This window comes from Geobacillus jurassicus NBRC 107829 (genome assembly GCF_001544315.1).
In the GTDB taxonomy this organism is placed as follows: Bacteria; Bacillota; Bacilli; order Bacillales; family Anoxybacillaceae; genus Geobacillus; species Geobacillus jurassicus.
In genome coordinates this window covers 1-22,429 of record NZ_BCQG01000026.1, presented here as the reverse complement: position 1 = coordinate 22,429, position 22,429 = coordinate 1, and the positions used below count along the sequence as shown (strand labels likewise).

The following is a 22,429-nucleotide window of genomic DNA, read 5'->3' as shown; positions in this document are numbered from 1 at the left end:
TAGATAGAAAGGGGGCGGCCAGCAATAGATGGCCGCTTTTCACTTTTTCTGCTTGCATTTCGTTTTTTGATATTATATATTACCTTTAGTACCTAGTCATAAAATTGGACGGTGTCACAAATCGATGAGAAAAAGCAAACGCGAACGACAACGGCTGCTGCAGGAGACGATCCGGGAAAACCCGTTTATCACCGATGAAGAGCTCGCCGAGAAGTTTTCCGTCAGCGTGCAGACGATCCGGCTTGACCGGCTTGAGCTGGCGATTCCCGAACTGCGCGAGCGCATCAAAAATGTCGCCCGCCAGTCGTTCGCCGATAAAGTGCGGGCACTGCCGCTTGAGGAAGTGATCGGCGACATCATTGACATCGAGCCAGATGCGAGCGCCATTTCGATTTTCGATGTGAAAGAAGAGCACGTCTTTCGGCGCACCCGCATCGCCCGCGGCCACCACCTGTTCGCTCAGGCGAACTCGCTCGCCGTCGCTGTCATCCATGATGAACTGGCGCTGACAGCGAAAGCGACGATCCGCTTTGTGCGCCAAGTGAAAGAAGGGGAGCGGGTCGTGGCGAAAGCGAAAGTGGCCGGCAAAACGGCGCACGGACGCACGATTGTCGAGGTCAACAGCTACGTCGGTCAGGAACTTGTCTTTTCCGGAACGTTTGAAATGTATCGCTCAAACATAGAGAAAAAGGATGGCGACAGCAATGAACATCGCGATTGATGCCATGGGGGGCGACCACGCCCCGCGCGAAATCGTGCTCGGCGCGGCAAGAGCCGTTGCGCATTTTTCCGACATTCATATCACGTTAATCGGCGATGAGGCGAAAATTCGCCCGCACTTGCCGGACAGGGAGCGCATTTCGATCATCCACGCCGAGGAAGTGATCGAAGCGGACGATGAGCCGGTGCGGGCGGTGCGGCGCAAAAAACATTCGTCGATGGTGCGCATGGCGGAAGAAGTGAAAGAAGGGCGCGCAGACGCCTGCATTTCCGCCGGCAATACAGGGGCGCTCATGGCGGCCGGGCTGTTTGTCGTCGGACGGATCAACGGCATCGACCGCCCGGCGCTCGCGCCGACGCTGCCGACGTTGGATGGACGCGGCTTCGTCTTTCTAGATGTCGGCGCCAACGTCGATGCCAAGCCGGAACATTTGCTTCAATATGCCCTTATGGGGCATGTGTACGCCAAACAAGTGCGGGGCATCGCGAAGCCGCGCATCGGCTTGCTGAACGTCGGCACAGAAGACCAAAAAGGGAATGAAACCGTGAAGCGGGCGTTTGCCTTGCTGAAAGAAACGGATCTTCATTTTATCGGCAACGTCGAGGCGCGCGATTTGCTGCAAGGAGCGGCCGATGTCGTCGTCGCTGACGGATTTGCCGGCAATGTCGCGTTAAAAACGATTGAAGGGACGGCGATGGCGCTCTTTTCCTTGCTTAAGCAGACGCTGACAAGCGGCGCCGCGGCGAAACTGGCCGCCGCTGTCCTCAAGCCGAAGCTCGCCGGACTGAAAAAGATGATGGACTACTCGGAGTACGGCGGCGCGGCGTTGTTCGGTTTAAATGCCCCGGTCATTAAAGCGCACGGGTCGTCCGATGCCAACGCCATCTTCCACGCCATCCGCCAAGCGCGCGAGATGGTGGCCAACGATGTCATCGGTACGATCAAAACGGAGCTGGAACGGGCATAATCGGTAAAGGAGGAATCAAAATGGGGAAAATCGCCTTTTTATTTCCGGGCCAAGGATCGCAGACGGTCGGCATGGCGAAAGACGCCGCCGAGCATGACGACCGCGCCCGTGCCGTCATCGCGGAGGCTGACGAGCGGCTTGGATTCGCGCTTTCCAAGCTCATGTTCAACGGGCCGCAAGAAGAGCTGACGTTGACATATAACGCCCAACCGGCGCTGCTAGCCGCCAGCATCGCCTTGCTTCAGTTTGTAGACGGCGCTGGGCTGAAAGCCGACTACGTCGCCGGCCATAGCTTAGGCGAATATACGGCGCTTGTCGCCGCCGGCGCCATGTCGTTTGCCGATGCCGTCTACGCGGTGCGCCGCCGCGGCGAGCTGATGGATGAAGCGGTGCCGGCCGGCGAAGGGACGATGGCAGCGGTGTTGGGAATGGACGCCGAGGCGATCGAAGCGGTGACAAATGAAATCGCTGCCCAGGGCGACCCGGTCGAGCCGGCCAACTTCAACTGCCCAGGGCAAATCGTCATCTCCGGATCGAAAGCCGGGGTGGAAAAAGCGGGGCGACTGGCGAAAGAGCGCGGCGCCAAGCGCGTCATTCCGCTTGAAGTGAGCGGTCCGTTCCACTCATCGCTCATGAAGCCGGCGGCGGAAAAACTGAAAGCCGTTCTTGACAGCTTGGCCATTCGTGACGCCGCCATTCCGGTCGTCGCCAATGTGACGGCGGAGCCGGTGACGAAAAAAGACGACATCGCCCGCCTCCTCATTGAGCAGCTGTACTCGCCGGTGCGCTGGGAGCAGTCGGTGCGCACGCTTCTTTCGCTTGGCGTCGACACGTTTGTGGAGATCGGCCCGGGGAAAGTGTTGTCCGGCCTCGTGAAAAAAATCGACCGCAACGCCCGCGTTTATGCGGTGAACGACCTCGCTTCCTTGGAGGCGGCCGTTGCGGCGCTGAAAGGAGAATAAAGCGATGTTGGAAGGAAAAATCGCCCTCGTGACGGGAGCGTCGCGCGGCATCGGCCGGGCGGTCGCTCTGGAGCTCGCCCGCCAAGGGGCGGACGTCGTCGTGAACTATGCCGGCAGCGAGGCGAAAGCGAATGAGGTTGTCGAGACCATCCGTTCGCTTGGCCGCAAAGCGATCGCCGTGCAGTCGGACATCTCCCGCGCCGAGGATGTCGAGCGCATGGTGAAAACGACGCTTGACCATTTTGGCCGCCTCGATATTTTGGTCAACAATGCCGGCATCACGCGCGACAATTTATTGATGCGGATGAAAGAAGAAGAATGGGATGCGGTGATTAACACGAACTTAAAAGGGGTATTTCTTTGTACGAAGGCGGCAACGCGGCCGATGATGAAACAACGCTATGGACGGATCATCAACGTTGCTTCGGTCGTCGGCGTGATCGGCAATCCGGGGCAGGCGAATTATGTTGCCGCCAAGGCCGGCGTCATCGGGCTGACGAAAACGGCGGCGCGCGAGCTTGCCAGCCGCAACATCACCGTCAACGCCGTTGCGCCGGGGTTCATTACGACCGATATGACCGAAGCGCTCAGCCCGGAGCTGAAGGCGGAAATGTTAAAGCAAATTCCGCTCGCCCGCTTCGGCGAGCCGGATGACGTCGCCCGCGTCGTCGCTTTTCTCGCTTCGGATGCGGCAAGCTACATGACCGGGCAGACGCTTCACGTCGACGGCGGCATGGTGATGCCATAATAAAACGGCGCTAGTATTTTTTCAACCAATCGACTATAATCATGAAGGGAGGTGAACTCAATGGCAGACGTATTGGAACGCGTAACGAAAATCATCGTCGACCGATTGGGGGTTGACGAATCGCAAGTGACGCTTGAGGCGTCGTTCAAGGACGATCTGGGCGCTGACTCGCTCGACATCGTCGAACTCGTCATGGAGCTTGAAGACGAATTCAACATGGAAATTTCCGATGAAGAAGCGGAAAAAATCGTCACAGTCGGAGATGCTGTGAACTACATAAAAAGCCGTCTGTAATGCCGCTTTTTTGCAAAGTCCCGTTGCTCCGAACGGGGCTTTCTCTGCTTTTTTAAGGGAGATCAGCGAGCCGTGCAGAAAAAACGCTCCATTTCCGCTCGCGTAGCGGGCCGGCGAACGGATATAATAGAAGAAAACATCGCGATTTTGGTGTGAAACGAAGTCGGAGGGCATTTTTATGTCAAAACAAAAAGATCAAGAGCGCATCCACGAAAAAAGGCGGGCGAAGTTTCAAGAGCTGCAGAAGAAAATCGGCATCACCTTCCGAAACGAAAAGCTGCTGATTCAAGCGTTCACCCATTCATCGTATGTGAATGAGCATCGGCGGCGGCTTCACGAAGACAATGAACGGCTTGAGTTTTTGGGCGATGCCGTGCTGGAGCTGACCGTTTCTCAATATTTATTTCAAAAGTTCCCACATATGAGCGAGGGGCAATTGACGAAGCTGAGGGCGGCCATCGTCTGCGAGCCGTCGCTTGTGAAATTCGCCAACGCCCTGTCGTTCGGCGAGCTCGTCTTGCTTGGCAAAGGAGAGGAGCTGACCGGCGGGCGAACGCGCCCGGCGCTGCTTGCGGACGTCTTTGAGGCGTTCATCGGCGCCCTCTATTTGGATCAAGGAATGGACGCGGTCATCCGTTTTTTGGAGCAAACGATGTTTCCGAAAATTGATGAAGGTGCTTTTTCTCATGTGATGGATTTTAAAAGCCAGCTGCAGGAATTGGTGCAGCGCGACGGCAACGGAACGCTTGAATACGCCATTTTGGAGGAAAAAGGTCCGGCCCACAACAAAGAGTTTGTCGCCCGCGTGGCGTTAAACGGCCAAGAGCTCGGCATCGGCGTCGGCCGCTCGAAAAAGGAAGCCGAACAGCATGCGGCGCAAATGGCGCTCGAAACGTTGCGGGCGGCCGACAAGCAGTGAAGGCTGGCGCTGTTACGTCAGTCTTTTTTCTGTGAAAGTGCAAGGATATGGAGCTGCTGTTTTCATGCTCGGGTGGAGAACAAACATTGCTCATGGGTGTTTCGATGAACATGCGCGCCTTGAGCGGGGGAAGAAAGGCGTTTTTTTCGATAGTTCGTATGGTAGTATGAAAAGATAGAACGTCCTGGTTTGCCCCTCCAAAGGGCCCCGGGCTTTGTGGTGGATCACAGTGGAAAGATGGTGAGGCGTCATACCATGTTCCTTAAACGATTGGATGTGATCGGCTTTAAATCGTTCGCCGACCGTGTATCGATCGAGTTTGTCCCCGGTGTGACGGCGGTCGTCGGTCCGAACGGGAGCGGCAAAAGCAACATTACCGATGCGATCCGTTGGGTGCTCGGTGAGCAATCAGCGAAATCGTTGCGCGGGGCGAAAATGGAAGATGTTATCTTCGCCGGCAGCGAATCGCGCAAGCCGCTCAATGTAGCTGAAGTCACGATCACGCTCGACAATGAAGACGGCTTTTTGCCGCTCGAGTACCAGGAAGTGAGCGTGACCCGGCGCGTCTATCGCTCGGGGGAGAGCGAGTTTTTCATCAACCGCCAGCCGTGCCGCCTGAAAGACATCGTTGATTTGTTCCTCGATTCCGGGCTCGGCAAGGAGGCGTTTTCCATCATCGGCCAAGGCCGGGTCGAAGAGATTTTAAGCAGCAAGCCGGAAGAGCGGCGCACGATTTTTGAAGAAGCGGCCGGCGTATTGAAGTACAAGCTGCGGAAAAAAAAGGCGGAGGCGAAACTGGCGGAAACGCAAGACAACTTGCACCGCGTCAACGATATTTTGCACGAGCTCGAACAGCAGCTCGAGCCGCTCCGCATGCAGGCGTCGCTTGCCAAAGAGTATTTAGAAAAACGCGAAGAGCTCGAGCGGTTTGAAGTGGCGCTCATGGTTTATGACATCGAGCAGCTGCATAAGCAATGGAATGAGTTGAGGGAAGCGCTCGATGAGCACCAGCGGGACGAAGTGGCGCTGGCGGCGGCGTTGCAGAAAATGGAAGCCCAAATCGAACAGCTGCGCGATCAAATGACCGCCATTGACGAATCGGTCGACGGCTTGCAGCAAGTGCTGCTTTTAGCCAGCGAAGAGCTTGAGAAGCTCGAGGGGCGGAAAGAAGTGTTGAAAGAGAGGAAAAAGCATGCCGCGAGGCGAAAAGCGCAGCTGGACGACATAACGGCTGCACTGGCTGCGAAACGGCGCCGCTTGACGGAGCAGCTGCAAGCCGAGCGGGAGGAATTCGCCCGGCTTGAGGCGGCCGCGGCGGCGCTTGAGCGGGAGCTGAAAGAAAAACAAGCTTTGCTTTCGATGCATGAAGTGGACCTCGAAGAAGAAATCGAGCGGCGAAAAGGCGACTACATCGACCTTGTCCATGAACAGGCGGCGCTGAAAAACGAGCGCGCGCATGTGGAGCAGGCGCTCGGCAAGCTGCAGGCAAAACGGGCGGGGCTTGACGAGGCGAATCGCCGTCATCTCGCCGAACGCGAACAACTCGAGCAGAAGCGGGCGGCCTTGCAGGCCGAGCAGACCCGACTCGAACAGGCGCTGGCGGAAGCGCGGGACAAACGGGATGCCCTCGCCGCAGAGATGGCGGAGCAAAAAACGGAGCTCGAACAGCACGAAGCGTTGTTGCATCAGGCGCGCCAATACCGCCAACAGGCAAAAGCGCGCCAGCAATGGCTGGAAGAGATGCAGCACGACTATGCCGGCTTTTTCCAAGGAGTGAAAGAAGTATTAAAGGCGCGCGATCGGCTTTCGGGCATCCACGGGGCCGTCGTCGAGCTCATTCGCGTGCCGGACCGCTATGAGACGGCGATCGAAACGGCGCTTGGCGGAGCGATGCAGCATATCGTCGTTGCCAGCGAACAGGCGGCGCGGCAAGCGATTCATTATTTGAAAACGAACGGTTACGGGCGGGCGACGTTTTTGCCGCTCGATGTCATCCAAGCGCGTGCGCTGTCGGAACGGGAGCGGGCGGTGATCAGCCGCCATCCAGCGTTTGTCGGCATCGCCAGCGAGCTCGTCGAATACGACCGCGCCCATGCGGCGGCGATCGCCCATTTGCTCGGCCATGTCATCGTGACGGCAGACTTAAAAGGGGCCAATGAGCTGGCCAAGCTTCTTCAATATCGCTATCGTCTTGTGACGCTGGACGGCGATGTCGTCAGCCCTGGTGGAGCGATGACCGGCGGCGGGGCGGCGAAAAAGACCGCGTCGCTGTTAAGCCGGAACCGTGAGCTCGAGACGCTTGCCGCCAAACTGCAGGAAATGGATGAAACGATCGCTCGGCTCGAGCGGGCTGTTGCGGCAAAACGACGCGAGCAGGCGGAGCAAGAAGCGCAGGCGGCCGCGCTGCAAGAGGAGATCGCGGCGCTCGAGGAGGCGCTAAAGCGGCAAAAGGATGAAGAACGCGAGCTCGAATGGCAGAAAAAACGGATCGACGAGCGGCTCGCTTTGTATGATGAGGAAAAAGCGAACGATGAGCGCGAAGCAGCGGAACTGAACCGCCGCCTCGGCGCCATTGACAGGCAGCTTGTGCAGCTTGCCGAGAAACTGCAGGCGATCGATGACGACATCAGCCGGCTGCAGGCGCAAAAGCAGACGGAGCAAACGGCGAAAGAGGCGCTCCAGACGGCGATCACCGAGCAAAAAATCGCCTTGGCGGAAACGAAAGAGCGCGTGAAACACGCGCGCCGGAAAGTCGAAGAGCTCGAAACGGAGCTTGTCGAAACCGCCCGCGAGCTTGAGGAGGCTGAGCAAGAACGGGCCGCCCTGGACGCGGAAATGGAGGCGCCGGAATGGAACGAGGAAGAGATTGAACAGTTGCGAAAGCAAAAGCTTGAAGACAAGCAAAAAACGGTTGAACTGATCGCCAGCCGCCGCGAACAGCGGCTCGACTGCCAACGGCGGCTCGAGCATCTGGAGCAGGAATGGAAGGAAGCGAAGCGGCAGCATAAACAGCTCAACGATGTCGTGAAAGACGAAGAAGTGAAGTTGAACCGGCTTGATGTGGAGCTGGAGAACTTGCTTGCCCGGCTGCGCGAAGAGTACGGGCTGTCGTTTGAAGCGGCCCGCTCCGCATATACGCTTGAGATCGGCGCCGACGAGGCGCGCAAGCGGGTGAAGCTCATTAAGCGGGCCATCGAAGAACTTGGCACCGTCAACTTGGGAGCGATCGATGAATATGAGCGCGTTTCCGAACGGCACCGCTTTTTAAGCGAGCAAAGAGCCGACTTGGAAGAGGCGAAGGCGACGCTCCACCAAGTGATCGATGAAATGGATGAAGAAATGAAAAAACGGTTTCTCACGACGTTTGAACAAATCCGCACCCATTTCGGCGAGGTGTTCCGCGAGCTGTTCGGCGGCGGGCGCGCCGATTTGCGGCTGACCGACCCGACGGATCTTCTCGAAACCGGGGTCGATATCGTCGCCCAGCCGCCGGGGAAAAAGCTGCAGCATTTAAGCTTGCTTTCGGGCGGCGAGCGGGCGCTGACAGCGATCGCCCTCTTGTTTTCGATTTTAAAAGTACGGCCGGTGCCGTTTTGCGTCCTCGATGAAGTCGAGGCGGCGCTTGATGAGGCGAACGTGCAGCGGTACGCCCAATATTTGAAACAGTTCAGCCGCGACACGCAGTTTATTGTCATCACCCATCGAAAAGGGACGATGGAAGAGGCGGACGTGCTGTACGGCGTCACGATGCAAGAATCAGGCGTTTCCAAGCTCGTGTCCGTCCGTTTGGAAGATTCGAAGGAGCTCGTGCGTTCATAATGGAAAGGAGGCGCTCTGGATGGGCTTTTTTCAAAAGCTGAAAGAAAAATGGACAAAACAGGCAGATGCCGTAACCGAAAAGTTTAAAGAAGGGCTGTCAAAAACGCGGCATTCGTTTGCCGGAAAAGTGAACGACCTCATCGCCCGCTATCGGAAAGTGGATGAAGAGTTTTTTGAAGAGCTTGAGGAAATTTTGATCGCCGCCGACGTCGGCGTGACGACCGTCATGGAGCTTGTCGATGAGCTGAAAATGGAAGTGAAGCGCCGCAACATTCAAGACCCGGCGCAAATGCGCGACGTCATCGCCGAAAAGCTCGTTGACATTTATCGCGCCGGCGCCGATGACAAAGAGCTTTCTGCCTTGAATATGCAAGAAGGCGGGCTGACCGTCATTTTGTTCGTCGGCGTCAACGGCGTCGGCAAAACGACGACGATTGGCAAACTCGCACACAAGCTGAAATCGGAAGGGAAATCGGTCCTGTTGGCGGCCGGCGACACGTTCCGCGCTGGGGCGATCGAGCAGCTCGAAGCGTGGGGCGAGCGCGTTGGGGTCGACGTCATTAAGCAGGCGGCCGGCTCCGACCCGGCAGCTGTTATGTATGACGCCATTCAAGCGGCGAAAGCGCGCGGCGTTGATGTGTTGCTGTGCGACACGGCCGGGCGGCTGCAAAACAAAGTGAACTTGATGAAAGAGCTCGAAAAAGTCAAACGCGTCATCAGCCGTGAAATTCCCGGCGCCCCGCATGAAGTATTGCTTGTGCTCGATGCGACGACCGGACAAAACGCCATGAGCCAGGCGAAGTTATTCAAAGAAGCGACCGATGTGACCGGCATCGTGTTGACGAAGCTTGACGGCACAGCAAAAGGCGGCATCGTGCTCGCCATTCGCAACGAGCTTGCCATCCCGGTCAAACTCGTCGGCCTTGGCGAAAAAATGGACGACTTGCAAGTGTTCGATCCAGAGCAATACGTCTACGGATTGTTTGCCGATTTGTTGGAACAATAAACACGCAAACAGGATGTTCCAGGTGGAACATCCTGTTTGTATATCACTGCTTCCCGAAAACGAATGCGACGGCCGGCTTCGCCCGAGCAGGGAAAGTGAAAATAACCATAAAGAAATTTTTTATAATTGTCATAAAAGTTTATAAAGAAGGAAATTTTTTATGTATAATAAAATATTAGAACAATAGCGGGAGTTGTTACAGTCACAAGCTAAAATTATAATAATAGGGGGTCAAAGTCGCTGAGACCGTTTTTGCTTCTTTTAGCCATTCTATTGGGAGTGTGGTCTGGCATTTCGGGATGCCAAGCAACATCGGACACAATTCAAGGCAAAGTCATTAAGGTGTCTGAGAAGGAAATATGGGTCGATTGGTCTCAGTCATCGAAATCGGAGAAACAAAAAATGGACGTCGGTTATTTTTACAAAATATCGATTGATTCCGATACGGTCATTCGCCGTTCCTCGGGCGAACGGCTGAAACCGGGGGAGATGGCCGAGGGCGTTATGGTGACGGTGAAAACGAGAAAGCCGTTGTCGGCGTACAAAGGCGGTGCGGCGGTGGAGGCAGATGAAATTGTTGTGGAACGACGATGAGCGGGATGAACGAACATGTCCGGGCGGCTGGCGCTACGGCCTATAAGGGCGGGTAGTGCCGGCTTTTTTATTTTGAAGGCGGTGTGCGCTTTTTTGTCCGTTCCAAGCCTTGACACTCTATGGAAAAGACGGTACACTACATTTTTGTAAAGGTATTTTACTTAACAATGAGGGAGGAAGAGTCCGGTGCTGGAAAAAACGATGCGCATGAACTACTTGTACGACTTTTACCAAGCGCTGCTGACGCCGAAACAGCGCAACTATATGGCGCTTTACTACTTGGACGACTACTCCCTCGGGGAAATTGCTGAACAATACCGCGTCAGCCGCCAGGCGGTGTACGATAATATCCGGCGCACGGAAGCGATGCTGGAGCAGTATGAAAAGAAGCTCGGGCTGCTGCAAAAATATGAACGGCGGCGGCAGATCATCGAGCGGCTGAAAGACTACATCAACCGGCATTACGGCGCTGACGCCGAATTGGCGGCGCTCGTCAAAGAGCTTGACGAACTCGACTAGGGAGGGAGACCGCCATGGCGTTTGAAGGATTGTCTGAACGTCTGCAGCAAGTGATGAACCGCATCCGCGGCAAAGGGAAAGTGACCGAAGCCGATGTGAAAGAGATGATGCGCGAAGTGCGTCTTGCGCTTTTGGAAGCTGACGTCAACTTTAAAGTGGTCAAAGACTTCATCAAGCGGGTGAGCGAGCGGGCCGTCGGGCAGGAAGTGATGAAAAGCTTAACGCCGGGCCAGCAGGTGATTAAAGTCGTCAAGGAAGAGCTGACGGCGCTGATGGGCGGCGAGCAAAGCCAAATCGCCGTCGCGAAGAGGCCTCCGACCGTTGTGATGATGGTCGGCCTGCAAGGGGCCGGGAAGACGACGACGACCGGGAAGCTGGCCAACTTGCTGCGCAAACGGCATAACCGGAAGCCGCTGCTTGTGGCCGCCGACGTCTACCGCCCGGCGGCCATCAAGCAGCTCGAGACGCTCGGCAAACAGCTGAACGTGCCTGTCTTTTCGTTAGGCGAGCGCGCCAATCCGGTCGAGATCGCCAAACAGGCGCTCGAACGGGCGAAAGAAGAGCATTATGATTATGTGCTCATCGACACGGCCGGCCGCCTCCACGTCGACGAGGCGCTGATGGATGAGCTGAAACAAATGAAAGAAGCGGTCAAGCCGGACGAAATTTTCCTCGTCGTCGATGCCATGACTGGGCAAGATGCCGTCAATGTGGCGCAAAGTTTCCATGAGCAGCTCGGCATTACCGGGGTCATTTTAACGAAGCTCGATGGCGATACGCGCGGTGGGGCGGCGCTGTCGATCCGCGCCGTGACTGGGGCGCCGATCAAGTTCGCCGGGATGGGCGAAAAGCTCGACGCTTTGGAACCGTTCCATCCGGAGCGGATGGCATCGCGCATTTTAGGGATGGGCGACGTCTTGACGCTCATCGAAAAGGCGCAGGCGGCCGTTGACGAGGAGAAGGCGAAAGAGCTTGAACAAAAAATGCGCACGGCCACATTCACGCTCGATGACTTCCTAGAGCAGCTCGGCCAAGTGCGCAAGCTCGGACCGCTTGACGAACTGATCAAAATGTTGCCGGGCGCCAACAAAATCAAAGGGCTCGCCAACATTCAAGTCGATGAAAAGCAGATCGCCCGCGTCGAAGCGATCATCCGCTCGATGACGAAAGAAGAGAAAATGCATCCGGAAATCATCAACAGCAGCCGGAAAAGGCGGATCGCGAAAGGAAGCGGCACGACCGTGCAGGAAGTGAACCGGCTTTTGAAGCAATTTGACGAGATGAAAAAAATGATGAAGATGATGACGAATATGCCAAAAGGGAAGAAGAAAGGATTCCGTTTTCCATTTATGTAACCAGCATTCTGTTAAGCGAAAAACCTTTACAAACGGAAAAAGAATTGTTAATATACTATCTTGTGTGAACTCTATACGGAGGTGCGTACAAACTATGGCAGTAAAAATTCGTTTAAAACGCATGGGGACAAAGAAAAAACCGTTCTACCGCATCGTGGTAGCGGATTCGCGTTCGCCGCGCGACGGCCGTTTCATTGAAACGATCGGCACGTACGATCCGGTAGCCGATCCGGCGCAAGTGAAAATCGATGAGGAATTGGCGCTCAAATGGCTGCAAAACGGCGCCAAACCATCGGATACGGTGCGCAGCTTGCTGTCGAAGCAAGGCATTTTAGAGAAGTTCCATAACTTGAAATACGGCAAATAAGCGAGATGCACATGAAGCCGCTCATTGAAACGATCGTCAAGGCGCTTGTCGATCATCCGGAGGCGGTGGCGGTTGAACGCCGCGAAGAAGAGACGGCCGTCATCTATGAGCTGTCCGTGCATGAAGACGACACTGGCAAAGTGATCGGCAAACAAGGGCGGACGATCCAGGCGATTCGCACGGTCGTTGCCGCCGCCGCGGCCGGATCGCCAAAGCGGGTTGTTGTGCAAGTGAAAGACAAAGGGTGAGGATGTTCCTCTCCCTTTTTTGATATGATGCCAAAGGGCGCAAAAATGGCCCGGGTGCCGTTCATTCCGTGTCAAAAGGGGGAAGAGGATGAAGCTCATTCAAACGGTTGAGGTGCGGCAAATCGTCACCGAACGGAGCAAACAAGAGCTTGCCGCCGCGTTTTTGGCGCGCAAGCAGCAGCTCGAGCGCGAGTGCGACCAGCTTCGTTTTGAACAGAAACGAATGGAGAAAAGCGGAAACTATCCGCCCGCTTTAGTGAAACAATATTTTGCCAAAGAGATCGACGAGCGGATGGAGAAAATGAAACTGCTTGAGTTTCAGCTCGAACAATTACATATGCTACCGTTAGGGAGCGAATTGAAAGAGCGGGAAGTCGAGGCGCTCGTTGAGGTGAACGTCGGCGACCGTTGGGAAGAGGTGACAAAAACGCGCGCCATCATCATTGAAGACGGCGTCGTCAAAGAGATTCGCTAAGAAGGGATGAAAGCGATGGAACGATGGTTTAATGTCGGAAAAATTGTCAATACGCACGGCATTCGCGGCGAAGTGCGCGTCATTTCGCGCACCGACTTTCCTGAAGAACGGTATAAAAAAGGAAACAAGTTGTACATTTTCCGCGAACGGGACACGGAACCGATTGAAGTCACGGTGAAAAGCCACCGCGTCCATAAATCGTTTGACTTGTTGTCGTTTGAAGGCTATGACAGCATCAACGATGTGGAACGGTTTAAGGGAGCGATGCTGAAGGTGCCGGAAAGCCAGCTCGGCGAACTCGCGGAAGGGGAATATTATTTCCATGAGATCATCGGCTGCACTGTCGTGACAGAAGGCGGGGAGACCATCGGCGCGGTAAAGGAAATTTTGACTCCAGGGGCGAACGACGTCTGGGTCGTCCGGCGCGAAGACGGATCGGAAGCGCTCATTCCGTACATTGACGAGGTCGTTTTGCACGTCGATCCGGAGCGGAAAACGATCATCATCCGGCCGATGGAAGGGCTGCTCGAGTGATGCGGATCGATATTTTAACGTTGTTTCCCGGCATGTTTTCCGGGGTGTTGAGCGAGTCGATTTTAAAGAAGGCGCAAGAAAAAGGGGCCGTCGACATCCGCCTTATTGATTTTCGCGAGTTTGCCGACAACAAGCATAAAACGGTCGACGATTATCCGTATGGCGGCGGCGCCGGCATGGTGCTCAAGCCGCAGCCGATTTTTGACGCGGTGGAACACGTGACGGCTGGATCGCCTGGCGCCCGCATCATTTTGCTTTGCCCGCAAGGCGAGCGCTACACGCAAAAAAAGGCGGAAGAGCTGGCGAAAGAAACGCATTTGGTGCTCATTTGCGGCCATTACGAAGGGTATGACGAACGCATTCGCCAATATTTAGCAACCGATGAAATTTCGATCGGCGACTATATTTTAACAGGCGGGGAACTCGGCGCCATGGTCATTGTCGACAGCGTCGTCCGTCTTCTCCCCGGGGTGCTCGGCAATGAGGCGTCGCCGGTCGATGACTCGTTCAGCTCCGGGCTGCTTGAGTATCCGCAATACACAAGACCGGCCGATTTCCGTGGCATGAAAGTGCCGGATATTCTGCTTTCTGGCAACCATCAGCTCATCGCCGAGTGGCGCGAGAAGGAATCGCTCCGGCGCACGTTTTTGCGCCGTCCGGACTTGCTCGATGAATATCCGCTTACAGACAAGCAAAAGCAATGGCTGAAAGAGTGGGAAAAGGAGCGCGAATAGCTATTGCCTGAGTCAACAGTTTATGCTATCATGTCTTTTGTGTGACCTTAAGCGATTGGCTTGAGGATGGAAAACGATGTTCCGCTGCAATGAAGAGATCATTGGCATGAACATCTGTGGAAGGAGTGGATCATGATGCATCATTTAATCCAAGAGATTACGAAAGAACAACTGCGGACGGATTTGCCGGATTTCCGCCCGGGCGACACGGTGCGCGTTCATGTGAAAGTCGTCGAAGGCAACCGCGAACGCATCCAAGTGTTTGAAGGTGTCGTCATTAAACGGCGCGGAGCGGGCATCAGCGAAACGTTCACGGTCCGCAAAGTGTCCTATGGCGTCGGCGTTGAGCGCACATTCCCGGTGCATACGCCGAAAATCGCCAAGCTGGAAGTCATCCGCCGCGGGAAAGTCCGCCGCGCGAAATTGTACTACTTGCGCGAACTTCGCGGCAAAGCGGCGCGCATCAAGGAAAATACGAACGCAGCGCAATAATGGACAACGGTGGATCACAGCGGAAAAGGAGCTTGCTTTCAAGCTCCTTTTTTCACTACCGCCAATGATGATTACGGTAGTGATCCACGACTGCAAACTTTGATTTAGGTGGGTGGACAATGGAACAGAAAAAAAGCGAATGGCGTGAATGGATGAAAGCGATCGTCGTTGCCGTCTTGCTCGCCGGGGGCATCCGCTACTTTATTTTCGCTCCGATCATCGTCGACGGTTATTCGATGATGCCGACATTACATAACCATGAGCGGATGATCGTCAATAAACTGGCGTATAAAATCGGCATGCCGCACCGTTTCGATATCATTGTTTTTCACGCCGAAGAAGGGAGAGACTATATTAAGCGAGTCATCGGCCTGCCGGGCGACCGAATTGAATACAAAAATGATACGCTCTATATCAATGGCAAGCCGTATGAAGAGCCGTATTTGGACGAGTATAAAAAGCAGTTGTCCGACGGCGGTCCACTGACGGAATCGTTCACTTTGGAGGAACTGACCGGGCGAAGCACGGTGCCGCCGGGGCATTTGTTTGTCATGGGCGACAATCGCCGTTTCAGCAAAGACAGCCGCCATATCGGCTTCATTCCGATGTCCAAAGTCGTTGGCAAGGCGAATCTTGTGTATTGGCCGTTGGCTGACGCCCGGATTGTGAAATAAACGAGGCAGGTGATGCCAATGACAGTGATTCAATGGTTCCCCGGCCATATGGCGAAGGCCAAGCGGGAAGTGCAAGAAAAATTAAAGTTGATCGACGTAGCGTTTGAGCTGCTTGACGCCCGTGTGCCGATGTCCTCGCGCAACCCGATGATCGACGAGATTCTCGGACAAAAGCCGCGCCTCATTTTGCTCAATAAGGCTGATATGGCCGATGAGGCGGTGACCGAACAGTGGATCCGCTATTTCCACGATCAAGGGCGGCTGGCTTTGCCCATCGATGCTCAAAGCGGAACAGGAGTCCGGCAAATCGCGGCGGCAGCGAAAGAGATGGTGAAAGACAAATTCGAGAAAATGCGGGCGAAAGGGATTAAAAACCCGCGCCCGGTTCGGGCGCTCATCGTCGGCATCCCGAACGTCGGCAAGTCGACGCTGATCAACCGGCTCGCCGGCCGCCATATCGCGAAAACCGGCGACAAGCCGGGGGTGACAAAAGCGCAGCAATGGATCAAAGTGGGCAAAGAAATGGAGCTGCTTGATACCCCAGGCATCCTATGGCCGAAATTTGAGGATGAGGACGTGGGCTACAAGTTGGCGGTGACCGGCGCCATTAAGGACGAAATTTTAAACTTGCAGGATGTCGCCGTCTATGCGCTCCGCTTTTTGTCGACTCACTATCCCAACCGGCTTGCGGAGCGCTACGGCCTTGATGACATTCCTGATGACATCGTCGCCTTGTTTGACACCATCGGAAGGCGGCGCGGCTGCTTGACGTCAGGCGGCGCTGTTGACTACGATAAAGTGGCTGACATCGTTTTGTATGACATCCGCACGGAAAAATTAGGCCGCTTAAGCTTTGAAACGCCCGCTTCACGGACGTAGCGCGTCCGGCGGGCGTTTTTTGCCGGCGGTGCTTTACGGTCGGCCAAACAGAGCCGATAGTAATAAGTAGAAGAGGGAGAGGAGCATGAAGCGGTATACGGTGAAAGACATTGAAGCGCTGCTTCCGAAGCTTGGCGCGGACGACCCGCGCTGGGAGATGCTGCGGCAGGATGAGCGAAAAAGCGTGCAGGCGCTTCTTGCCCGTTTTGAAAGGCAGAAAGCGCGCCGGCACGCCATCGAGCAGCGGTGGGAAGAACTAATGCGTTATGAGAGGGAACTATACGCCGCTGGCGTTAGACGGATCGCCGGCATTGATGAGGCCGGGCGCGGCCCGCTGGCCGGCCCGGTCGTCGCCGCCGCGGTCATCTTGCCGAAAGACGCCTATTTGCCGGGGCTTGACGACTCGAAGCGGCTGACGCCGGAAAAGCGCGAGGTATTGTTTGCGCAAATTGAAGCGTGCGCCGTCGCCATCGGCATCGGCATCGTCAGCGCGGCGGAAATCGATGAATGGAACATTTATGAGGCGACAAAGCAAGCGATGGCGAAAGCGGTGAACGCCCTTTCCCCGCCGCCTGAACATTTGCTTGTTGATGCGATGGCGGTGCCGTGCCCACTGCCGCAACAGCGCCTCATAAAAGGAGACGCCAACAGCGCTTCAATCGCCGCTGCGTCGGTCATCGCCAAAGTGACGCGCGACCGGTGGATGAAAGAACTGGATCGCCGCTATCCACAATACGGGTTCGCGCGCCATATGGGCTACGGAACGCCGGAACATTTCGAGGCGATCCGCCGCTACGGCGTTACGCCTGAGCACCGTCGTTCGTTCGCACCGGTGAGGGAGGTGCTGAAGGCGAGCGAGCAGCTCTAGAAGAAGGGATGGGACGAAATGGTCGAGCGCATGGAGCGGACAATGCCAACGACCGCTGTCCGCGACGCGACATCCAGCCGGCGGTTTCAGCCGGGGCAGGCCGTCGTCGGCCGAGTGGAGCGGGTCGAGGAGATGGAAACCGGGGAGCGGGCGGCGCTCGTCCGCGCTGGCGGACAGCTTGTGCGCGCCCGTTTGGAGGCGCCGCTTGCCGTCGGACGTTTGTATTTGTTTGAAATTCACGAACGACAAGGAACAATTTATTGGAAAGCCATTCCCCTTTCCGAACCGGCGTCTGCTCCGTCAGGTGAAGAGGCGGTGCGCCGGTGGCAAAAAGCGTGGAAACTGCCGGATGCGGCGCTGCCGGTGCTCCGCCAAGCGCTGAAAGCTGGCGCGGCTGCAACGAAAGAGGAAATTGCCGCACTGACTGAAGCGGTGAAAGAGACCGGCCAGCCGGACGCGGCCGAAGACGTGCTCGCCCATTTGTTTCGCCGCCGGCTGCCGTTCTCTTCAGCCGTGTTTCGCGCGCTATGGGCAGCCAAAACCGGGGTGCCGCTCGCTGAGGGGTTGGGGAAACTGAAAGCGGCCATTGCCTCCCTTTCCGCCCATCCGGCGGCGCTTGAGCTCAGCCGGGCGATGGAGAAGTTTCTTTCACCGCCGCTGTCCGCTTACGAGGCGGCCGTGCGTTTGTTGCTGTCAGGGGAGGAAGAGGCCGAAACGGCCCGCGCGCTTCTTGCCCGCCTTGGGCTCGCCCCGTTGCCGGAGGACCGCCGCTTGGCGCTTCGGGAGGCGGTGCAATGCCGCCGGTTTGCCGATATCATTCGGCAGCTCGGCTTGACGGACGAGGAGGCGTTTTTGGAACGGTGGGCAGCTCTTGATGCTGCCTATCAAAGCGGAGCGCTGCCCGCCGCGGAAGCGAAGTTGTGGGCGGCCGCTCGAGCGACGAGAGATCCGGCGCTGTCGCTGTTTTGCTGGCTGAGGCGAGCGGCCGTGCGGCTTGGGCTTGAGGACGAGGCGGCGCTCGTCCGTGTTGGGAAAATCGAGGATTTGCCTTCCGCCCCGTCGTTGAAACGGCTGCTTCTTCGCTTTCTTCATGAATCGGGGAGCGAAGGGGCCAAGAGGGCGGCCGAAGCGATTCTCGACCAGCTCGATGGCATGGCCATCGCTGCTGGCGGCGATGGGCTCATTGAGCACGTATGGATTTCGTTTCCATTGCCGCTTGGCGGCCGCAGCAGCGATTTTGCTGTGTGCTGGCAAGGAAGGAGGAAACAAGGCGGGCCGCTTGATGCCGATTACAACCGCATTGTTTGTTGCCTGACGCTTGAAGAGCTGGGAGAGGTGATCGTTGATATGCGCGTGCAACGACGGATCGTCCACATCTCCATTTTTCACGATGATCCGCGGTTGGCGGTTGCTGCCGCTCGGATGGCTCCGCTTGTCAAAGAGCGGTTTCAGGCGCACGGCTATGCGCTTTCAGGCATTGATGTAAAGGCAACGCGTTCCGCCCCTCCTCCGCCTTCCGTTTTTCTGTTTGCCGACAGTTGCAGCGAGGTGGATTGCCAAGCATGAACGAGGAGCGGAAAAAAGCAGTCGCCTTGTCTTACGATGCGGCACTTGACGCAGCTCCGATCGTCAAGGCGAAAGGGGTTGGCAAGGTCGCCGAAGCGATCATCGCCGCCGCCCGGCAGCACGGCGTGCCGATTCGCCAAGATCCGACGCTTGTTGAGCTGCTGGGGAAAGTGGAGATCAACGAAATGATCCCGGAGGAGCTGTACGCCTTAGTGGCTGAATTGTTCGTGTTTTTGTATCAGCTTGATCAGGAAGCGAAAGGAGAAAGAGCGGGGAAGGGATAATTTTCCTATTCCCCGCTTTCTTAATTTTGCGGCGAAACGGTGGACAAGCGCGAAATGTTAGGTATAAAATGAAAGCGCTAAGACTTTTTTGATTTTATACATAGGAGGTTGGCGCATGAACATTCATGAATACCAAGCAAAAGAAATTTTGCGAAGCTATGGTGTGAGCGTGCCGAACGGCCGCGTCGCGTTCACGGTGGATGAAGCGGTCGAAGCGGCGAAAGAGCTCGGCGCGCCGGTGTGTGTCGTCAAAGCGCAAATTCATGCCGGCGGGCGCGGCAAAGCGGGCGGGGTGAAAGTGGCAAAAAGCCTCGAGGAAGTCCGTACATACGCCAGCGAATTGCTCGGCAAAGTGCTCGTCACCCATCAAACCGGCCCGGAAGGAAAAGAAGTGAAACGGCTGTTGATTGAAGAAGGGTGCGACATCCAAAAAGAATACTACATCGGCCTTGTCGTCGACCGCGCCACCTCGCGCGTCGTGTTAATGGGGTCGGAAGAAGGCGGAACGGAAATCGAAGAAGTGGCGGCGAAAACGCCGGAGAAAATTTTTAAAGAATACATCGATCCAGCCGTCGGGCTCCAAGCGTTCCAAGCGCGCCGATTGGCTTTCAACATCAACATTCCGAAGCATCTCGTCAACCAAGCGGTCAAATTTATGATGGGCTTGTACCAAGTGTTTGTCGATAAAGACTGCTCGATCGCCGAAATCAACCCGCTTGTCGTCACCGGCGACGGCAAAGTGATGGCGCTTGATGCGAAGCTGAATTTCGATTCAAACGCCTTATACCGCCATCCGGACATCCTTGAATACCGCGACTTGGATGAAGAAGACCCGAAAGAAGTCGAAGCGTCGAAATACGACTTGAACTACATCGCTCTTGACGGCAACATCGGCTGCATGGTCAACGGCGCCGGCTTGGCGATGGCGACAATGGACATCATCAAATATTACGGAGGCGAGCCGGCCAACTTCCTCGATGTCGGCGGCGGCGCCAGCGAGGAAAAAGTAAGGGAAGCGTTCAAAATCATTTTGTCCGACCCGAACGTCAAAGGCATTTTCGTCAACATTTTCGGCGGCATTATGAAATGCGATGTCATCGCGAGCGGCATCGTCGCGGCGACGAAGCAAGTCGGTTTGACGCTTCCGCTTGTCGTCCGGCTTGAAGGAACGAACGTTGAGCTTGGGAAAAAGATTTTGCAAGAGTCAGGCTTAAACATTATTGCGGCCGAATCGATGGCGGACGGAGCACAAAAAATCGTCGAGCTAGTACGTTAAGAAAGCGAGGGAGACACGTGAGCGTTTTTGTCAATAAAGACACGAAAGTGATCGTGCAAGGGATTACCGGTTCGCAAGGGCTGTTCCATACAAAGCAGATGATCGAGTACGGGACGAACATCGTCGGCGGCGTCACACCGGGCAAAGGCGGCACGGAAGTCGAAGGCGTGCCGGTGTTTGACACTGTTTCGGAAGCGGTCGAAAGAACGGGAGCGAACGCCTCGGTCATTTACGTTCCGCCGGCCTTCGCTGCGGATGCCATCATGGAAGCGGTCGACGCGGGACTCGACCTTGTCGTTTGCATCACCGAAGGCATTCCGGTGCTTGATATGGTGAAAGTGAAACGGTACATGGAGGGCAAAAAGACGCGCCTCATCGGCCCGAACTGCCCGGGCGTCATTACGCCGGAAGAGTGCAAAATCGGCATTATGCCGGGCTATATCCATAAAAAAGGACATGTCGGCATTGTTTCCCGTTCCGGCACGCTGACGTACGAAGCCGTTCACCAACTGACGCAAGCCGGCATCGGCCAGTCGACGGCGGTCGGCATCGGCGGCGACCCGGTCAACGGCACAAACTTCATCGATGTGTTGAAGGCGTTTAATGAAGACGAAGAAACGTACGCGGTCATTATGATCGGCGAAATCGGCGGCACGGCGGAAGAAGAAGCGGCCGAATGGGTGAAAGCGAACATGACGAAACCGGTCGTCGGCTTTATCGGCGGGCAAACGGCGCCTCCGGGCAAACGGATGGGCCATGCCGGCGCGATCATTTCCGGCGGCAAAGGCACGGCCGCAGAGAAAATCAAAAAAATGACCGAATGCGGCATTAAAGTGGCGGAAACGCCGGCCGTCATCGGCGAAACGCTCATTTCTGTGCTGAAAGAACGCGGCTTGTACGAAAAATGCAAAACGCACTAATGGTTTGGCCCCGCACGTCCTCGTGCGGGGTGTTGCATATCATGCTATAGATGCAATTTGAAGCTTTACCATTTGCCGCTTTTACAGAGCAATTGGATCGACTGTCGGGCGACCGAACAACGCTGCTTAAAGACCCATGTATGGGTCTGTGAAGCGGGTGGCTGTTCGATCTTCCGTCACGCCAAGGCGTGACGAGGAAGCCTGCGGCTTGCCTCCGACAGTCGAAAAAATAGACAGGCGGCTTTTCCGTCAAGGATATGTTAAACGTTTTCGTTGCACCTATAGATCCATATGCTGAAGGTGAAAAAAGAAAGGGGAGCAGTATGTACGATACGGTCCGCGACCGACTTATCCATCTCCATCATTGCCGCGGGGCGGGATGGAAGACGATTCATTCCTTGCTTAAGGCTGATCCGACCCTCACCGCTCCATTTTCTCTGCCTCCTCATGATCTCCGCCCGCTCGTTCCGCTTTCCGACGCTCAATGGACCGCTTTTTTTCATGATTTGCATTCCATCGATGTGCAACGTGTGATAAAAACATATAAGGGCCGGTGCATTCGTGTGATCACTGTATTTGATTCCGACTATCCACCGCTGCTTAAATATATATACGCCCCGCCGTGGGTGCTGTATGCAAAGGGGGACTCCGCTTTGCTTCAGGAGCGGAAACTGATCAGCATCGTTGGCACGAGGCGGCCGACGAAGGAAGGAATCGAAGCGTTGAACAAATTGGTGCCGCCGCTTGTTGCCGCCGGCTTTACGATCGTCAGCGGGCTCGCGTTTGGGATTGACGTGTGCGCCCACCAACTCGCCGTCCAGCATGGCGGGTCGACGATCGCCGTCATCGCCGGTGGGCTGGACCACATTTATCCGAAAGAACATCGACCGTTCGCCACCCGGCTGATGAACGAACAGTTGGTCATCGCTGAGCATCCGCCGGCAACGCGCCCACAGGCATGGCAGTTTCCCGCGCGCAATCGCATCATCAGCGGGCTGTCGCTCGGCACGCTTGTCGTGCAGGCGAAGCGAAAAAGCGGTTCGCTCATTACCGCCGCGTATGCGCTTGAGCAAGGGCGGGAAGTGTTCGCCGTCCCCGGCCCGATCGGTTTGGCGGAATCCGCCGGGCCGAATACGCTCATTCAGCACGGGGCAAAACTAGTGCAAGAAGCGGCGGACATTTTGGATGAATTCCCGTACGTGTAATGG

25 protein-coding genes are annotated in these 22,429 nt (G+C 56.0%); all 25 read left to right on the top strand.

Annotated elements, in window-relative coordinates:
* Positions 1-124 precede the first annotated feature (124 nt).
* Positions 125-721: a transcription factor FapR gene (fapR, locus tag GJ1_RS09065; RefSeq protein WP_066231382.1), complete on the top strand. Its 597-nt coding sequence runs from the start codon at positions 125-127 to the stop codon at positions 719-721.
* On the top strand, positions 705-1,688 hold the full coding sequence (gene plsX, locus GJ1_RS09060) for a phosphate acyltransferase PlsX (protein WP_066231380.1): 984 nt from the start codon (positions 705-707) through the stop codon (positions 1,686-1,688). The genes fapR and plsX overlap by 17 nt, the downstream gene beginning before the upstream one ends.
* Positions 1,689-1,708: 20 nt before the next feature.
* Positions 1,709-2,650 carry an ACP S-malonyltransferase gene (gene fabD / locus GJ1_RS09055; protein WP_066231377.1) on the top strand — a complete coding sequence of 314 codons (942 nt, stop codon included), beginning with the start codon at positions 1,709-1,711 and terminating at the stop codon, positions 2,648-2,650.
* A 4-nt stretch (positions 2,651-2,654) separates the two neighbouring features.
* A complete protein-coding gene (gene fabG, locus GJ1_RS09050; protein ID WP_066231375.1) occupies positions 2,655-3,398 on the top strand; it encodes a 3-oxoacyl-[acyl-carrier-protein] reductase in 744 nt (247 codons plus the stop codon).
* A gap of 60 nt (positions 3,399-3,458) precedes the next feature.
* On the top strand, positions 3,459-3,692 hold the full coding sequence (locus GJ1_RS09045; RefSeq protein WP_011230691.1) for an acyl carrier protein: 234 nt from the start codon (positions 3,459-3,461) through the stop codon (positions 3,690-3,692).
* A gap of 178 nt (positions 3,693-3,870) precedes the next feature.
* Positions 3,871-4,611 (top strand): ribonuclease III, encoded by a 741-nt coding sequence (gene rnc, locus GJ1_RS09040; RefSeq protein WP_066231369.1) that lies wholly within the window; start codon positions 3,871-3,873, stop codon positions 4,609-4,611.
* A 255-nt stretch (positions 4,612-4,866) separates the two neighbouring features.
* Entirely contained in the window at positions 4,867-8,430 is a 3,564-nt protein-coding gene (gene smc, locus GJ1_RS09035; protein ID WP_066231366.1) for a chromosome segregation protein SMC, read from the top strand.
* A gap of 19 nt (positions 8,431-8,449) precedes the next feature.
* On the top strand, positions 8,450-9,436 hold the full coding sequence (gene ftsY / locus GJ1_RS09030) for a signal recognition particle-docking protein FtsY (RefSeq protein ID WP_066231364.1): 987 nt from the start codon (positions 8,450-8,452) through the stop codon (positions 9,434-9,436).
* A gap of 402 nt (positions 9,437-9,838) precedes the next feature.
* Positions 9,839-10,030 (top strand): hypothetical protein, encoded by a 192-nt coding sequence (locus GJ1_RS09025; protein WP_066231362.1) that lies wholly within the window; start codon positions 9,839-9,841, stop codon positions 10,028-10,030.
* 186 nt (positions 10,031-10,216) lie between these two features.
* Complete coding sequence (locus GJ1_RS09020) at positions 10,217-10,549, top strand: putative DNA-binding protein (protein WP_066231359.1); 333 nt, start codon at positions 10,217-10,219, stop codon at positions 10,547-10,549.
* A gap of 14 nt (positions 10,550-10,563) precedes the next feature.
* The gene (ffh, locus tag GJ1_RS09015) at positions 10,564-11,904 is read left to right on the top strand and encodes a signal recognition particle protein (RefSeq protein ID WP_066231358.1); all 1,341 of its coding nucleotides are present in this window, start codon (positions 10,564-10,566) and stop codon (positions 11,902-11,904) included.
* 94 nt (positions 11,905-11,998) lie between these two features.
* A complete protein-coding gene (gene rpsP, locus GJ1_RS09010) occupies positions 11,999-12,271 on the top strand; it encodes a 30S ribosomal protein S16 (RefSeq protein ID WP_066231356.1) in 273 nt (90 codons plus the stop codon).
* Between the two features lie 11 nt (positions 12,272-12,282).
* Positions 12,283-12,519, top strand: a complete 237-nt coding sequence (locus GJ1_RS09005; RefSeq protein ID WP_011230698.1) for a KH domain-containing protein — start codon at positions 12,283-12,285, stop codon at positions 12,517-12,519.
* 88 nt (positions 12,520-12,607) lie between these two features.
* A complete protein-coding gene (locus GJ1_RS09000) occupies positions 12,608-12,994 on the top strand; it encodes a YlqD family protein (RefSeq protein WP_011230699.1) in 387 nt (128 codons plus the stop codon).
* 15 nt (positions 12,995-13,009) lie between these two features.
* Positions 13,010-13,528 (top strand): ribosome maturation factor RimM, encoded by a 519-nt coding sequence (gene rimM, locus GJ1_RS08995; RefSeq protein ID WP_013145773.1) that lies wholly within the window; start codon positions 13,010-13,012, stop codon positions 13,526-13,528.
* Positions 13,528-14,262 carry a tRNA (guanosine(37)-N1)-methyltransferase TrmD gene (gene trmD, locus GJ1_RS08990; protein ID WP_011230701.1) on the top strand — a complete coding sequence of 245 codons (735 nt, stop codon included), beginning with the start codon at positions 13,528-13,530 and terminating at the stop codon, positions 14,260-14,262. Before rimM ends, trmD begins: the two co-directional genes overlap by 1 nt.
* 135 nt (positions 14,263-14,397) lie before the next feature.
* Complete coding sequence (gene rplS / locus GJ1_RS08985) at positions 14,398-14,754, top strand: 50S ribosomal protein L19 (protein WP_013145772.1); 357 nt, start codon at positions 14,398-14,400, stop codon at positions 14,752-14,754.
* A 119-nt stretch (positions 14,755-14,873) separates the two neighbouring features.
* Positions 14,874-15,428: a signal peptidase I gene (gene lepB / locus GJ1_RS08980; protein ID WP_011230703.1), complete on the top strand. Its 555-nt coding sequence runs from the start codon at positions 14,874-14,876 to the stop codon at positions 15,426-15,428.
* A gap of 12 nt (positions 15,429-15,440) precedes the next feature.
* Positions 15,441-16,307, top strand: coding sequence for a ribosome biogenesis GTPase YlqF (ylqF, locus tag GJ1_RS08975; RefSeq protein ID WP_021321697.1), 867 nt, complete (start codon positions 15,441-15,443; stop codon positions 16,305-16,307).
* Between the two features lie 85 nt (positions 16,308-16,392).
* The gene (gene rnhB, locus GJ1_RS08970; protein ID WP_066231353.1) at positions 16,393-17,175 is read left to right on the top strand and encodes a ribonuclease HII; all 783 of its coding nucleotides are present in this window, start codon (positions 16,393-16,395) and stop codon (positions 17,173-17,175) included.
* A gap of 18 nt (positions 17,176-17,193) precedes the next feature.
* Positions 17,194-18,741 (top strand): TP0910 N-terminal domain-containing protein, encoded by a 1,548-nt coding sequence (locus GJ1_RS08965; RefSeq protein WP_023634012.1) that lies wholly within the window; start codon positions 17,194-17,196, stop codon positions 18,739-18,741.
* Positions 18,738-19,025 (top strand): EscU/YscU/HrcU family type III secretion system export apparatus switch protein, encoded by a 288-nt coding sequence (locus GJ1_RS08960; RefSeq protein WP_020278183.1) that lies wholly within the window; start codon positions 18,738-18,740, stop codon positions 19,023-19,025. Before GJ1_RS08965 ends, GJ1_RS08960 begins: the two co-directional genes overlap by 4 nt.
* Before the next feature lie 115 nt (positions 19,026-19,140).
* Positions 19,141-20,301 carry an ADP-forming succinate--CoA ligase subunit beta gene (gene sucC / locus GJ1_RS08955; RefSeq protein ID WP_011230708.1) on the top strand — a complete coding sequence of 387 codons (1,161 nt, stop codon included), beginning with the start codon at positions 19,141-19,143 and terminating at the stop codon, positions 20,299-20,301.
* A 17-nt stretch (positions 20,302-20,318) separates the two neighbouring features.
* Entirely contained in the window at positions 20,319-21,221 is a 903-nt protein-coding gene (gene sucD / locus GJ1_RS08950) for a succinate--CoA ligase subunit alpha (protein WP_011230709.1), read from the top strand.
* A gap of 323 nt (positions 21,222-21,544) precedes the next feature.
* Complete coding sequence (gene dprA / locus GJ1_RS08945; RefSeq protein ID WP_014195444.1) at positions 21,545-22,426, top strand: DNA-processing protein DprA; 882 nt, start codon at positions 21,545-21,547, stop codon at positions 22,424-22,426.
* Positions 22,427-22,429 lie beyond the last annotated feature (3 nt).

Coding starts and splice junctions, on each gene's coding strand:
- fapR (WP_066231382.1), top strand. CDS start 125: ATGAGAAAAAGCAAACGCGAACGACAACGGCTGCTGCAGGAGACGATC.
- plsX (WP_066231380.1), top strand. CDS start 705: ATGAACATCGCGATTGATGCCATGGGGGGCGACCACGCCCCGCGCGAA.
- fabD (WP_066231377.1), top strand. CDS start 1,709: ATGGGGAAAATCGCCTTTTTATTTCCGGGCCAAGGATCGCAGACGGTC.
- fabG (WP_066231375.1), top strand. CDS start 2,655: ATGTTGGAAGGAAAAATCGCCCTCGTGACGGGAGCGTCGCGCGGCATC.
- GJ1_RS09045 (WP_011230691.1), top strand. CDS start 3,459: ATGGCAGACGTATTGGAACGCGTAACGAAAATCATCGTCGACCGATTG.
- rnc (WP_066231369.1), top strand. CDS start 3,871: ATGTCAAAACAAAAAGATCAAGAGCGCATCCACGAAAAAAGGCGGGCG.
- smc (WP_066231366.1), top strand. CDS start 4,867: ATGTTCCTTAAACGATTGGATGTGATCGGCTTTAAATCGTTCGCCGAC.
- ftsY (WP_066231364.1), top strand. CDS start 8,450: ATGGGCTTTTTTCAAAAGCTGAAAGAAAAATGGACAAAACAGGCAGAT.
- GJ1_RS09025 (WP_066231362.1), top strand. CDS start 9,839: ATGGACGTCGGTTATTTTTACAAAATATCGATTGATTCCGATACGGTC.
- ffh (WP_066231358.1), top strand. CDS start 10,564: ATGGCGTTTGAAGGATTGTCTGAACGTCTGCAGCAAGTGATGAACCGC.
- rpsP (WP_066231356.1), top strand. CDS start 11,999: ATGGCAGTAAAAATTCGTTTAAAACGCATGGGGACAAAGAAAAAACCG.
- GJ1_RS09005 (WP_011230698.1), top strand. CDS start 12,283: ATGAAGCCGCTCATTGAAACGATCGTCAAGGCGCTTGTCGATCATCCG.
- GJ1_RS09000 (WP_011230699.1), top strand. CDS start 12,608: ATGAAGCTCATTCAAACGGTTGAGGTGCGGCAAATCGTCACCGAACGG.
- rimM (WP_013145773.1), top strand. CDS start 13,010: ATGGAACGATGGTTTAATGTCGGAAAAATTGTCAATACGCACGGCATT.
- trmD (WP_011230701.1), top strand. CDS start 13,528: ATGCGGATCGATATTTTAACGTTGTTTCCCGGCATGTTTTCCGGGGTG.
- rplS (WP_013145772.1), top strand. CDS start 14,398: ATGCATCATTTAATCCAAGAGATTACGAAAGAACAACTGCGGACGGAT.
- lepB (WP_011230703.1), top strand. CDS start 14,874: ATGGAACAGAAAAAAAGCGAATGGCGTGAATGGATGAAAGCGATCGTC.
- ylqF (WP_021321697.1), top strand. CDS start 15,441: ATGCCAATGACAGTGATTCAATGGTTCCCCGGCCATATGGCGAAGGCC.
- rnhB (WP_066231353.1), top strand. CDS start 16,393: ATGAAGCGGTATACGGTGAAAGACATTGAAGCGCTGCTTCCGAAGCTT.
- GJ1_RS08965 (WP_023634012.1), top strand. CDS start 17,194: ATGGTCGAGCGCATGGAGCGGACAATGCCAACGACCGCTGTCCGCGAC.
- GJ1_RS08960 (WP_020278183.1), top strand. CDS start 18,738: ATGAACGAGGAGCGGAAAAAAGCAGTCGCCTTGTCTTACGATGCGGCA.
- sucC (WP_011230708.1), top strand. CDS start 19,141: ATGAACATTCATGAATACCAAGCAAAAGAAATTTTGCGAAGCTATGGT.
- dprA (WP_014195444.1), top strand. CDS start 21,545: ATGTACGATACGGTCCGCGACCGACTTATCCATCTCCATCATTGCCGC.